Origin of the sequence: Mucilaginibacter gracilis (assembly GCF_003633615.1) — a bacterium.
GTDB lineage: Bacteria > Bacteroidota > Bacteroidia > Sphingobacteriales > Sphingobacteriaceae > Mucilaginibacter > Mucilaginibacter gracilis.
The window spans coordinates 2,668,084-2,680,472 of the sequence record NZ_RBKU01000001.1; the positions used below are offsets into that span (position 1 = coordinate 2,668,084).

13 protein-coding genes are annotated in these 12,389 nt (G+C 42.9%); 4 read left to right on the forward strand and 9 right to left on the reverse strand.

Annotated elements, in window-relative coordinates; all coding sequences use genetic code 11:
• Positions 1-40 precede the first annotated feature (40 nt).
• Positions 41-610 (reverse strand): Crp/Fnr family transcriptional regulator, encoded by a 570-nt coding sequence (locus BDD43_RS11475; protein ID WP_121197800.1) that lies wholly within the window; start codon positions 608-610, stop codon positions 41-43.
• Positions 611-649: 39 nt separating this feature from the next.
• Between BDD43_RS11475 and BDD43_RS30030 the strand changes: the two genes are divergently transcribed.
• Entirely contained in the window at positions 650-820 is a 171-nt protein-coding gene (locus BDD43_RS30030) for a hypothetical protein (RefSeq protein WP_162847050.1), read from the forward strand.
• A 144-nt stretch (positions 821-964) separates the two neighbouring features.
• Here BDD43_RS30030 and BDD43_RS11480 read toward each other — a convergent pair whose 3' ends face one another.
• A complete protein-coding gene (locus BDD43_RS11480; protein ID WP_121197801.1) occupies positions 965-1,342 on the reverse strand; it encodes a VOC family protein in 378 nt (125 codons plus the stop codon).
• Positions 1,343-1,445: 103 nt separating this feature from the next.
• Between BDD43_RS11480 and BDD43_RS11485 the strand changes: the two genes are divergently transcribed.
• The gene (locus BDD43_RS11485) at positions 1,446-1,682 is read left to right on the forward strand and encodes a hypothetical protein (RefSeq protein ID WP_121197802.1); all 237 of its coding nucleotides are present in this window, start codon (positions 1,446-1,448) and stop codon (positions 1,680-1,682) included.
• Between the two features lie 13 nt (positions 1,683-1,695).
• Here BDD43_RS11485 and BDD43_RS11490 read toward each other — a convergent pair whose 3' ends face one another.
• Positions 1,696-3,963, reverse strand: coding sequence for an aconitate hydratase (locus BDD43_RS11490; protein ID WP_121197803.1), 2,268 nt, complete (start codon positions 3,961-3,963; stop codon positions 1,696-1,698).
• A gap of 863 nt (positions 3,964-4,826) precedes the next feature.
• Here BDD43_RS11490 and BDD43_RS11495 point away from each other — a divergent pair.
• Complete coding sequence (locus BDD43_RS11495; protein WP_121197804.1) at positions 4,827-5,081, forward strand: hypothetical protein; 255 nt, start codon at positions 4,827-4,829, stop codon at positions 5,079-5,081.
• A 188-nt stretch (positions 5,082-5,269) separates the two neighbouring features.
• Here the strand turns inward: BDD43_RS11495 and BDD43_RS11500 are convergent, their stop codons facing one another.
• The 5 genes from BDD43_RS11500 to BDD43_RS11520 form a co-directional block, all read right to left on the reverse strand.
• Complete coding sequence (locus BDD43_RS11500; RefSeq protein ID WP_121197805.1) at positions 5,270-6,211, reverse strand: terminase small subunit; 942 nt, start codon at positions 6,209-6,211, stop codon at positions 5,270-5,272.
• A gap of 145 nt (positions 6,212-6,356) precedes the next feature.
• Complete coding sequence (locus BDD43_RS11505) at positions 6,357-6,677, reverse strand: hypothetical protein (protein WP_121197806.1); 321 nt, start codon at positions 6,675-6,677, stop codon at positions 6,357-6,359.
• 26 nt (positions 6,678-6,703) lie between these two features.
• Positions 6,704-7,714, reverse strand: coding sequence for an NAD(P)H-dependent glycerol-3-phosphate dehydrogenase (locus tag BDD43_RS11510; RefSeq protein WP_121197807.1), 1,011 nt, complete (start codon positions 7,712-7,714; stop codon positions 6,704-6,706).
• Between the two features lie 80 nt (positions 7,715-7,794).
• Complete coding sequence (locus BDD43_RS11515; protein WP_121197808.1) at positions 7,795-9,141, reverse strand: efflux RND transporter periplasmic adaptor subunit; 1,347 nt, start codon at positions 9,139-9,141, stop codon at positions 7,795-7,797.
• A 32-nt stretch (positions 9,142-9,173) separates the two neighbouring features.
• Entirely contained in the window at positions 9,174-10,634 is a 1,461-nt protein-coding gene (locus tag BDD43_RS11520) for a TolC family protein (protein WP_121197809.1), read from the reverse strand.
• Positions 10,635-10,703: 69 nt separating this feature from the next.
• Here BDD43_RS11520 and BDD43_RS11525 point away from each other — a divergent pair, with 69 nt between their 5' ends.
• Positions 10,704-11,324, forward strand: a complete 621-nt coding sequence (locus BDD43_RS11525; protein WP_121197810.1) for a polysaccharide deacetylase family protein — start codon at positions 10,704-10,706, stop codon at positions 11,322-11,324.
• A gap of 186 nt (positions 11,325-11,510) precedes the next feature.
• Here the strand turns inward: BDD43_RS11525 and BDD43_RS11530 are convergent, their stop codons facing one another.
• Positions 11,511-12,278 (reverse strand): LuxR C-terminal-related transcriptional regulator, encoded by a 768-nt coding sequence (locus BDD43_RS11530; protein ID WP_121197811.1) that lies wholly within the window; start codon positions 12,276-12,278, stop codon positions 11,511-11,513.
• Positions 12,279-12,389 lie beyond the last annotated feature (111 nt).

The window sequence follows — 12,389 nt, forward strand, 5'->3', positions numbered from 1 at the left end:
CAAAGATGAGGGCAAAAACTGCGTTTGTGCTTGATAAAAATCAAGAAAGTGTTTTGCGGCGGATGCGGCTGAATGTCTCCGGCGTCATGCCCAGCATCGAAGCAATGTATTGCAACGGAACCTGGTTTAGCAGTTGGCGGTTTTGTTCAAACAATTTTTCGTAACGCTCTTCGGCGGAGAGGGATAGGTGGTCAAACACCCGGTTTTCGATGGTTACAAAACATTTACCTATAAATAGTTTTTCCAGCTCGTGCCACTTTGGTAACAGTTTGCCAATGCCAATGTAGTCGGCGTGGCTTATGGTAAACAGTTTACAATCCGTTAAGGCCTGTATGTTCCAGCGCGAAGGTTCCCGGAACAGAAAGCCCGAAAGATCGGTAATAAAATACCCGCTGGTGCCTATCCATTGGGTAACTTCTTTATTGGGCAGGTTAACGTATATGCGCAATAAGCCATCGGTAATAAAGCTTAATTTATCGCAGTATTTATTGCTCTTTAAGTAAAAATCGCCTTTGTTTAAGGTTTCAGTTTTAAACAACGCGGCAATAAGTTTACAATCTTCAATACCAATGCTAAAGTAATGATGTATGTAATTTTCCAGTTCGTTCATTGTGCGTATCTTTGTGGCTACGTACTAAGTTATAAAATTATGCCAGCTGCTTCGTTAATATTTTGGGCCATTTTTGTATTGCCACTTGTTGCTTTTTTAATATGGTTAATGCGCCAGGATAAAAAAAAGGGTGTTACCGGGCTAATTGTACTGGCCATTATGGTTGTGGGCGTAATTGTTTATATGTACGTGATGACGAAAGGGCAGTAATCTTTTTGAATGTCGAACACCGAATATCAAATGTTGAATAATGAAGTGAATGCTTTGGTTTGCGAAGTTAGAAACTTCGCATAGGCTACCACGAGTTACGCTGTCGCTAAACTCGCGGCAGCTAAGGCTAAGTAGCTAAAGTTTTTACTCATCCTCCGCAAAGGTTAGCACGTAGCCGTTAATATCCTTTATCGAAAATTCGGTAGCACCGTAAAAGGTTTTTTCCAGGCCTTTTAAAATGGTCACCTTGTCCTTTATAGTTTCAAAAAAGTCCCGAATGCCTTTTAGCTTGATGTAAAGCAATAACGAGCCGCCATCTGTACGTGTTACCTCGGGCAGCTCATTACCCAGGCTTTCAAACGTTTGGAACATCAGGTTTACATTGCCATTGCTCATCATTGCCCAAATATAATCCACACCTTCTTCGGGTACTGTCATGATGGTGTTAAAGCCTAACAACTTGTAAAATTCAATAGTTTCGGTGATGTTGTTAACAAAGAAATTTGGTGAAAGTGATTCCATTTTTGGTTGATTTATTACTAATAAAATTAGTAAGCAATAATCAAAAAAGCAAACAAAAAGTAAAATATTTCGCAATAAATAATCTTACAGATCAGGTTATTGCGTGAGTAAAATCATTTTCTCCCCGCATTTTATTAATGAGCTTTGGTTAATAAATACTCAAAGTCATGATAATCCCAACAGTAAAATTAAACAAGGTGTTTACAATAGCAATTATAGCAGCAATGATTGTGGTTACTATAATTGCTGCTATAAAGGTTTACAGATGATTACGCCGTTAGGCAAACAACAAAAGGCTCCCGGAACACCGGAAGCCTTTATATCAAAACTTGTAGCCTAAAGCTTGCAGCTAATTAAGACGCCATTTGCGCACGGATGATGTTCAACGCGCCACCTGCTTTAAACCACTCAATTTGTTGAGCGTTGTAGGTGTGGTTAACATCAATGGTATCGGTTAGGCCGCCTTTATGGTGTATAACTATTTGCAGCGGTTTGCCCGGTGCAAAAGTGGTTAAGCCAATAATATCAAAAGTGTCGTCTTCCAAAATCTTATCGTAATCGGCACTGTTGGCGAAGGTTAAGCCAAGCATACCTTGTTTTTTCAAGTTGGTTTCGTGGATACGGGCAAACGATTTTACCAGTATGGCGCGTACACCTAAGTGGCGTGGTTCCATAGCAGCATGCTCGCGTGATGAGCCCTCGCCATAGTTCTCGTCGCCAACCACTATCGAGCCAATACTAGCAGCTTTGTAAGCACGTTGTGTGGCAGGTACAGGGCCGTATTCGCCAGTTAATTCGTTTTTAACGGTATCAGCTTTATCATTAAAGTAGTTAATGGCACCAATCAACATATTGTTTGATATGTTATCCAGGTGACCACGGAATTTTAACCACGGTCCAGCCATCGAGATATGGTCGGTGGTACATTTACCTTTGGCTTTAATTAAAAGCTTTAAACCAGTAATATCGGTACCTTCCCAGGCAGTAAACGGATCAAGCAGTTGCAAGCGGGTTGATTTAGGGTCAACCTTAACCTCAACTTTGCTTCCGTCTTCGGCTGGTGCCTGGTAGCCTGCATCTTCTACAGCAAAGCCTTTAACCGGTAATTCAATACCTTGTGGCTCGTCAAACTTAACCAGTTCGCCAGCGCTGTTGGTTAGGCTGTCGGTTAGCGGGTTAAAGGTTAAATCGCCTGCTATAACAAACGCAGTTACAATCTCCGGAGAGGCTACAAAAGCGTGTGTATTTGGGTTACCATCCTGACGTTTGGCAAAGTTACGGTTGAAAGAAGTGATGATGGAGTTTTTACGGGTAGGGTCGTCGGTATGACGGGCCCACTGGCCAATACAAGGACCGCAAGCGTTAGCCAATACAACACCGCCCATGCTTTCAAAGGTTTTTAAGTAACCATCGCGCTCAACGGTATAACGTACCAGTTCCGAACCCGGAGTAATGGTAAATTCGGCAGCGGTTTTGATGTTTTTACTTACAGCCTGGCTGGCGATAGAAGCCGCGCGGGTAATATCCTCGTAAGATGAGTTGGTACACGAACCTATCAAGCCAACTTCTAACTTAGTAGGCCAGCCGTTTTCTTTAACTGCTTGTGCAAATTTAGAAATAGGCCAAGCCAAATCCGGGGTAAACGGACCGTTAACGTGTGGCTCTAAAGTATTCAGATCGATTTCGATAACCTGATCGAAGTATAACTCAGGGTTTGCATAAACTTCGGCATCGCCGGTTAAGTGTTCGGCAACGGCGTTGGCCAGGTCGGCAATATCGCCGCGCTCGGTACCGCGTAAATAAGCTTCCGATTTAGGATCGTAACCGAAGATAGAGGTAGTTGCACCAATTTCGGCACCCATGTTACAAATAGTACCTTTCCCGGTTGCCGATAATGATTGTGCACCATCGCCAAAATATTCAACAATAGCACCGGTACCACCTTTTACGGTAAGGATACCAGCAACACGAAGAATAATATCTTTAGCTGATGTCCAGCCGCTCATTTTACCGGTTAATTTAACACCTATCAGTTTAGGGAATTTAAGTTCCCAGGGTAAGCCGGCCATCACGTCGCAGGCATCGGCACCGCCAACACCAATGGCAACCATACCCAAACCACCTGCGTTAGGCGTGTGCGAATCGGTACCGATCATCATACCGCCCGGGAATGCATAGTTTTCTAAAACAACCTGGTGGATAATACCTGCTCCTGGTTTCCAGAAACCGATACCATATTTATCAGATACGGAGGCAAGGAAATCGTAAACCTCTTTATTTTGGTCTTTAGCAGTAGTTAAATCTATATCAGCACCAATTTTTGCCTGTATCAAGTGGTCGCAATGCACGGTTGAAGGTACGGCAACCTGCGGGCGGCCTGCCTGCATAAATTGGAGTAGGGCCATTTGTGCGGTAGCATCCTGCATCGCAACACGGTCTGGTGCAAAGTCTACATAATCAACACCACGGCTGTAAGCATGCTGGGCAGCACCTTCGGTAAGGTGGGTGTATAAAATTTTCTCGGTTAAAGTTAATGGTTTGCCAGTTGCCTTACGGGCTGCTTCGACACGGCTGCCGAGGTTACTGTAAACCTTCTTGATCATATCTAAATCAAAAGCCATATTATAGATCTTTTTATGGGTGAAAAGTAATTAAAAAGCAGCATTTTACAACGCTTTTTAAGGTTTGGGGCGAATTTACAAAAATTAGCAGGGAATTGATACAGTAAATGGCGCGAAGTTTTATTTGGATATATTCTAAATAAGAGGTATTCTGATTTTGGATTTCGGAAGTCCGATTTCGGATTTGGAACCTACTGCGCCCACCATTCAGGCGTCTACCTACCGCCGTTAAGGTGTCCTTGCCTGAACACAAACAGCTCGCAGCGTCCACGCTGCCACATTCCCTTGCGTACCACCTCCCGTTCAGGCTTCCAAGCCTGAACACAAGCAGTTTGCAGCGTCCACGCTGCCAGCTTTCCTCTCGCACAGAGGCATCTCAAGCAAGCTTAATATAACCCCATCTCCAGTGCGAGCCGCCCCCCGCCCGTTCAGGCGTCCTCGCCTGAACAAAAACAGTTTGCAGCGTCCGCGCTGCCGGCTTCCCTTGCGCATAAAGGATCTCAGGCAAGCCCCCGCCCGTTCAGGCGTCCTCGCCTGAACACAAACAGTTCGCAGCGTCCACGCTGCCAGCTTCCTTGCGCACAGAGCATCTCAGGCAAGCTTAATAATGCCCGTAGCAGCCGCCTCTTTATTAAAAAACCACCCCTTAAAAAATTAAATGTTTAAACATTTAAAATACGTGTTTCCACGGATATGTTTTGCAATGGCGTATGGGTAATTTAGTGATCATTAAAATGAGTGTCATTTTAATGATGTAATAACGGATAATCTTTTTAGCCCAAGGGTTTAAGTTATGAGTAAAAAAAGTATAAGCTAACTTTTCAACTCCATACTTAGCACCACTAACTTAATAGCAGTTACCTATGCAAAACCGTTACTTTAAAAACCGGATGTTTAAAATTGTGGTAGTTATCAGTTTAACCGCTGTAGTTTTTATGGTCAAAATTTTTATTGGCCACCTTTTTGGGTCGCCTGCGTTAACCAAACCAAGAGATCTCCAAACCATCAGTCACTTTACGCCCAATGGCTTTCCGCCACGCCCGGCAGGTAAAATCAAGTTCAGAGATATGAACATGGGCGCTTGCCGCGGTAGGCCCGATTTACGGCAGTTAGACTAATAGGTGATATAAAATCTGCATAAAAATTGCTCGTTAACAGCCATCTCCCAATCAATCATTCAATCATTCATTCATTCATTCATTCATTCATTCACTCACTCATTCACTCAATCACTCAATCAATCAATCATTCATTCATTCAAAATTAATTGGGGGGGATAAAGTAAGAATTAAATTGGTGTTTATTTTTAATATTCAATCACGCTATCCTCCAAAATTACCCGGGGAGATAACGTTACGATTTTTGTCAGCTTCCCGTTCAAATCTTCAGGCATATTTGGTGTTTCGTGCGGTATGCCTGGTATTAAAATAGGTTTATTAAACAACCTGTTTTCACAAATATCTTTCGGAATGTCATCCAGATACGGAACCCTCTCATTTAAGGCACCGGATTTTTCAGTCAAAATTTCAAATTTAACGCTTCCCAATTCTGCTTCTTTATTCACACTCCCAACTTCCCCATTGTCAACCTCAAAATCCCCATCGCCATCCTCAAACTTCTCACTCAAAACACCAACCTTCAAACTTCCGCCCTCAGCCATCAGACTCCCGCCCTCAACCTTCAAACTTCCGCCCTCAGCCATCTGTCCTCCGTCCTCAACTCTCAAATTTCCGTCCTCAACCTTCAAACTTCCGTCCTCAGCCTTCCGCCCTCTGTCTTCCGAACCCTTAACACCATAAAAATTCAAGTGCCTCGCAATTTTATCCAGGGCCGATAGTTTGTTGTGCAGCTTTATTTTGCTCAGTTTGCCAACCTGGTAGCCGTAATCGTCAACAGCATCTAAAATTTGGTACTGACTAATAGCAGCCTTATCATCGTCAGATAGTTCGTACATCGGTTTCAAAACACCCTGGTCATCATAAAAATTACCCATGTTGGCAAAAGCAATTTTAGCCAGTTCGCGCAAAACCATGTCGTGGGTAATTTGCAGCCGTTGTTTGGTTTTGTCCATGGCCGCTTTTAAATAATCCTGCACCTTAGGCAAATGCAGCAATTCGCCCTTACGCGCCGTGTTCTCGCTGTAGCCGGCCAGCATGGCCGACCTAAAAGCGTTAAAGGTCACCAAATATTCATCGCAAAAACGTTGCTGCTGTAGTGTTAACGCGTCGTCGGTTATGTTACTTTCCATATTTTAATTATTAAAAATACAAAAGTAGCCAAGCGGCCAACCAATACCGCTATCACATAATTGATAGTACCGCCCGGCAGAACCGCCTAAATCAAAGTCTCCCCAACCGGGGGAGATTTAGAGGGGGCTTTTAGAGGGGGCTCCTTTACTTCACAAACTCAACCATTGCCGAATCCGGAAACATTAATTTGAGGTTATGCTCGTCGGCCTGTTTAATTATAAACTTAGTGTAGGGGAGGTTACCCTCAAAAGATGTAAATATCGTATCGTTTTTAACAAAGTAATCTTCGGGCACCGGCGAATCGGTATTCATCGTAAATTGCTTGTCGGTTATCTTTAAAGTAGTTTGGTTATTTTTTGAGCGCCATTCGCCTTTTAGCTTTGCCGTTTTTGAATGCGAGCAGGAGGCCATGGTTAAAATAACAGCAAAAACTGCGTGTACGGTAAAAAGCATGTAAGTTTTCATGAGGGTAGTAGTATGTTCTGCCAATGCTAAGTCAATTGTTCGGCCAAATGTTGCATTTCCAGCACAGGCGAACGCTTTTTGTACAAAATAGCGTATACGGCATTACAAATGGGCATATTTACCTTATATTGCTTATTAACCTGGTGTAGGCAATTTACTGCATAATAGCCTTCGGCAACCATATTCATCTCCAACTGGGCCGATTTTACCGTGTACCCTTTCCCTATCATATTACCAAACGTGCGGTTGCGGCTAAACTGCGAGTAGGCGGTAACCAGCAAATCGCCAAGGTAGGCCGATTCTTTAATATCACGGCTTATTGGGTGTACCGCATTTACAAAATGCATAATCTCCCTAATCGCGTTTGATATCAGCACCGCCTGGAAGTTATCGCCATAGCCAACACCGTGGCATATACCACTGGCAACGGCATAAATATTTTTTAACACGGCGGCATATTCGGTACCGTAAATATCGTCAGATATGTTGGTTTTAATGTAGCGGGTTTGCAGCATACCGGCAAAGCAGGCAGCCAGTTGCGTATCGCGCGATGCAATGGTGAGGTACGATAATTTTTCAAGCGCCACTTCCTCGGCATGGCAGGGGCCGCTTATTACCAAAAAATTTTCGAAGGGTATTTGGTAATGCTGATGCAAAAATTCGCCAATAATCTGGTTTTCATCGGGCACAATGCCTTTAATGGCCGAAATGATTTTTTTACCTTTCAAATCATCAACCGTAATATCTTTAAGGGCATCTTTTAAAAAGGCGGCGGGTACGTTAAGCAATATAAAATCGCCCCCGGCAATCAATTGTTTAAGGTTGGTTGATATATTTTGCGCCGGCACTTTAATTTCTACCGAACTCAAATAGTTAGGGTTATGCTTATATTGTTGTATATGCTCAACCGCTTCGGTGTTGCGCATCCACCAGTATATTTCCTTCTCTACCGTATTGTCGGTTAGCATTTTAATATTTGCCGTGGCCCAACTTCCGCCCCCAACTACAACAATTCGTTTTTTGCCTTGAATATCCATGAAATAATTTGTCCTGCTAAAGAGGGAAATTGCTTAACTCTTTAGCAGGACAAAATAAGTAATTATTCGGCAGATATTATTTATTTCTTACTGTTATCCGGCGCAAACAGTTTACTCTTATCAACTTTTTCAACTTCCATTTTATCGTTTAGTGTTTTTGAGATAGCCGAATACGGGCCCGATACCACTTCCTCGCCACCTTTTAATCCCGAAAGGATTTGGATATACGTATCGTTTTGTATACCTGTAGTAACCTCAACCTGTTTAACTTTACCTGCCGAGTAAACAAAAACGTACTCTTTAACGGCATCGTTAACCTTTGTTTTGGCTTTGCTGTCATCTTTTTTCGGTCCGTTATCACCGCTGTCATCCGTTTTACCACCACGTGTAGTAACCGATTGTATGGGTACCGATAATGCCGTTGTGCGGTTGGTTTGAATATCAACCGTAGCCGAAAGGCCGGGTTTAAACGGAGATGGGTTTTTAGCATCCTTAGCAACCAAACGGGCATACGATTCGGCCATAACGCGCACCTTAACCGTAAAGTTGGTAACCTGGTCGGCATTGGTGCCCACCACATTTGCCGAACTGCCTATCTCCCTAACCACACCGCTAAACTTTTTACCTAAAAAGGCATCAACTTCAATAACTGCCGAGTCGCCAAGGTTTACGCGGTTAATATCATTTTCATTCACATCCACGTTTACGTCAAGTGCGCTCAAATCGCTAATGGTCATAATTTCGGTACCAATATTTTGTACGGTACCTAACACACGCTCGCCTTTTTCTACCGATAGCTTTGATACCACACCATCAACCGGCGAATAGATGCTGGTTTTAGCCAGGTTATCCTGAGCTTCTTTAACCGATGCCGACGATTGTGCCAAACCAAAGTTTGAGCCTATCTGGTTTTGGCGTGCGGCCTCTAAAGCTGCTTTAGACGATTGGTAATCCGCCGTAGCCGCATCAAACTCCGATGCCGAAAGCACCTTTTTAGTATACAACTCCTTACTCCGTTTATATTTAGCTTCCGAGTTTAAAAAATTGGCTTGCGCCTGATTAAGCATTTGGCTGGCATTACCCACGCTTGCTTTTTGGGTATTGTATGATGCCACGGCACGCTCATAACCCGATTTTAAAATATCCGGGCGAACGCGGCAAAGCAACTGGCCCTTTTTAACAACATCGCCTTCTTTAATAGGCAGCTCAACAATTTCGCCCGATACTTCGGAGCTTATTTTAACCTCTATAGTAGGTTTAATCTTTCCGCTGGCCGAAACCGTTTCTATAACGCTGCGCTTATCGGCTTTTTCGGTGGCAACCTGTGTTTTAGCCGGTTTGCCAATAACGCCCGTAGCTCTTAAAACAATAAGCACTACTATTAAAAGGCCGGTTGTTATCAGTATATATTTTAAAGTTTTTCCCATGATGATTGATGGATTATTTTGTGGTTTGATTTTTAAAGTGTTATAGGGTTACCAAGATAATAGTCGATTATTTTACTGCGAAACACCAGTTCGTATTTAGCCTGTATCATATCAAACTCCGATTTATTGAGCGTAGTTAACGATGTATTATAATCAAGCGAGTTAACCAAACCAACCGTGTACCGTTGCTGCACAACATTGTAAGCATCCTTGTTTGATTGATAAGTTTGCTGTGCCGACAGATATTTTTTATCAGCCGCCTTCACATCAAGCACCGCCTGGCTAATGGTTTTATTCAGCGTGTTTTTAGCCAACTGGGCCGTAACATCCGCTATCTGGTAGTTAATTTTTGCTTTACGTACCGATGTGCGTGTAGCAAACTTAGTAAATATAGGTATGTTTAAGCTTAACCCTACAGCTTCGTTAAGGTTATCGCTTATCTGGTCGCCAAACAAATAAGGCTTGGTTAAAGTTTGGTAGCGTGGTGTAATAACACGGTTATTGGTGTTGTTAACAATGCCAATAGTATCAAAAATACCGGTATTGCGTGTCCCGGTAACCTGCGTCCGTCCGCTCGAATAATTTGAACCCAACTGGCCAAAAAGTGACAAAGTTGGGTAGTAATAACTTTTTTGTACCGCTATGTTTTGGTAAGCCAATTGTTTTTGCACTTCGGCCAGCTTTACATCGGGGTTATTGCCAACCGCAGCACTAAATACCGATTGTGCATCGTATTGCCATTTTACATCGGTTAATTTGCTCACATCCGGCTTCTCAATAGTAATGGGCGTATTAGGGTCCATCTCCATGTATTGTTTAAGAGCCAGTATCGAAATATCCAACTGGTTTTGTGCGGTAGTCTGGTTTAAATCCGCGGTAGAAACCTGCGCCTTCGATTGCGACAAATCGGCCAGCGTTACGTTACCTACATCAAACGTTTTTTGTACCTTATCTAAAGTTTGCTTGCTCAGCTCCACCTGTTGTATGGCCGCCTTCAGCAAATCCTGGTTGCTTAAAACCGATAGGTATGTGGTAACCACGTTAAGCACCAAATCGTTTTTTACCTTGGCGGTATTACTTTTATCAACATCCAACTGTAGTTTGTTGGCTAATATCTGGTTTTTAAGCAAACCTCCCTGCGAAAGCAAAACCTGCGATGTTATGGTACCGTTAAGCCCAAATATAGTTTGGTTAACAAACTGGTTGGTCGACGGATCTACGCTCCGCCCGTAATTAAACGATCCCTGCGGGTTAGCACTCAGGTTTGGCAAGCGGTTATATTTGGCTTGTTTATAATTTTCAACATCAATGGCTTCGTTTAACTGCGCCTGTTTAATGGTTAGGTTTCTTTCAAGCGTGCGGTCAATGGCTGTTTGCAAGGTAATAACTTCCTGCGCGCCTGCTTTAAAAGCGCTGCTTAACAGCAACAGGCCCAAAACAATGGTTAAAAAAACCTTGTTGCTGTTAAGTTGTATGTTTAAATTCATGTTCATGTGTAATATACCTATGCCCGATTTTATATTATATTAATATTTAGATACATTTTACTTTACTTTGTTACCATGTACCTCGTTAAAACCCCTTTATTATTAAAAAAGCTGTATCCGGGCCTCATATGGAACCTTAACCGGGACGAGCTATGCATTTATCTAACCTTTGACGACGGACCCATACCTATTGTTACACCATTTGTATTAAAAACTTTAAAACAATATAATGCCAAAGCTACCTTTTTTTGCATTGGCGATAACGTAGTTAAAAATAACGATATTTTTGAACAGGTAAAGGCCCACGGCCACACCATTGGCAACCATACCTTTAACCATTTACGCGGCTGGGCAACCCGCACCGATTTATACACCGAAAACTTTGCAAAATGCGACCAACTGCTGCAAACACCCTGGTTTAGGCCACCATACGGCCGCATTAAACGCAAACAAATAAGCAGCCTCAAACAGCTACGCAATAACGACATTAAGTTTATTATGTGGGACGTACTAAGCGGCGATTTCGACAAAAACCTTAAACCCGAAACCTGCCTGCATCATACCCTAAAAAACGCCACCAACGGCTCCATCGTCGTTTTTCACGACAGCCTCAAAGCCTTCCCCCGCTTAGAATACGTATTACCGCGAGCCATGAAATACTGGAGCAAAAAAGGTTTTGAGTTTAGGGGCTTGTAGGTATTTGGTTTGATGCAACAAATTGCACCAATTCTATTAAGCCCGCGCCGCTCCCGCAAGTTTAGCGATAGCGTAACTTGCGGTCTACGCCATGCAAAACTGCCCGCTCCCGCAAATTAGCGATAGCGTAACTTGTGGTCCACGCCATCCAAAAATCCGAAATCAAACATCCGAAATCCGACATCCCTACAACCAACCCATATTAATAGCTTTCCCTATCAGTTCTCCCGTATTGCTCAGGCCATTTTTACGCATCATGTTTTTGCGGTGCGTATCAACCGTTTGCTTGCTGATGTTCAAAATTTCGCTAACCTCTTTACTTAGTTTGCCTTCTATCAATAACCGTAATACATCCTTTTCGCGGGCGGTTAGCTTTTCGGTGCTTTTAGCAAAAGTATTTTTCACATCAATATTAAGGTACGATGGCTCGCCATCCATACCAATGTACGACATTACCGGCCTGCCTGTAGGCTTTAAATGTGTAATATCGGTATGCACGCCCAGGGTGCGCAATATGCCGCCATCAGCATCGTGCTGTACAACGGCCACCTGGTGCAGCACCCGTATATAAGTGCTGTCGCTCTTTCTAAACCTAAAATCATACCGTATCTTATACTTCATTAATTTGTCAACCGGTAATGCCGATAAAAACTCGGCTGTTTTATTCTCAAAAGCCAAAAACCAGGGCCTGTCGTCAGGGTGAATGCAATCCATAAACAGCATTACAGTAACAGTTGCATGTTGGTAACCCAACATGGTTTCAAACTGCGAACTAACCAAATCAAACTCAAGGTTTTTAACATTAAATATAAAATAGTAATAATCGCCAACCTGGAAAAAGTTCAGCAGCTTTCGGTAAAGCTCCAACTCGATCTGCAAATTATCAGCCGATGACTTGGCCGACATCCGCAACCACAGCTTATTAGTCTCCTCACTAAACAGTTCAAATTTCATATTATAATAAAAGTTACACCGGGACTGAAATTACTCAAAAATGATGTAAAAAGCAATGCCGTCACAGGGTAAAAACACCCCGCTTAAAAGGTGCTTTTTACCGTATATCTA

Bases quoted from the DNA above. Each gene is read 5' to 3' on its own strand.
- BDD43_RS11505 (WP_121197806.1), bottom strand. From the start codon at position 6,677: ATGAAAACTTACATGCTTTTTACCGTACACGCAGTTTTTGCTGTTATT.
- BDD43_RS11510 (WP_121197807.1), bottom strand. From the start codon at position 7,714: ATGGATATTCAAGGCAAAAAACGAATTGTTGTAGTTGGGGGCGGAAGT.
- BDD43_RS11480 (WP_121197801.1), bottom strand. From the start codon at position 1,342: ATGGAATCACTTTCACCAAATTTCTTTGTTAACAACATCACCGAAACT.
- BDD43_RS11525 (WP_121197810.1), top strand. From the start codon at position 10,704: ATGTACCTCGTTAAAACCCCTTTATTATTAAAAAAGCTGTATCCGGGC.
- BDD43_RS11495 (WP_121197804.1), top strand. From the start codon at position 4,827: ATGCAAAACCGTTACTTTAAAAACCGGATGTTTAAAATTGTGGTAGTT.
- BDD43_RS11475 (WP_121197800.1), bottom strand. From the start codon at position 610: ATGAACGAACTGGAAAATTACATACATCATTACTTTAGCATTGGTATT.
- BDD43_RS11530 (WP_121197811.1), bottom strand. From the start codon at position 12,278: ATGAAATTTGAACTGTTTAGTGAGGAGACTAATAAGCTGTGGTTGCGG.
- BDD43_RS30030 (WP_162847050.1), top strand. From the start codon at position 650: ATGCCAGCTGCTTCGTTAATATTTTGGGCCATTTTTGTATTGCCACTT.
- BDD43_RS11490 (WP_121197803.1), bottom strand. From the start codon at position 3,963: ATGGCTTTTGATTTAGATATGATCAAGAAGGTTTACAGTAACCTCGGC.
- BDD43_RS11520 (WP_121197809.1), bottom strand. From the start codon at position 10,634: ATGAACATGAATTTAAACATACAACTTAACAGCAACAAGGTTTTTTTA.
- BDD43_RS11500 (WP_121197805.1), bottom strand. From the start codon at position 6,211: ATGGAAAGTAACATAACCGACGACGCGTTAACACTACAGCAGCAACGT.
- BDD43_RS11515 (WP_121197808.1), bottom strand. From the start codon at position 9,141: ATGGGAAAAACTTTAAAATATATACTGATAACAACCGGCCTTTTAATA.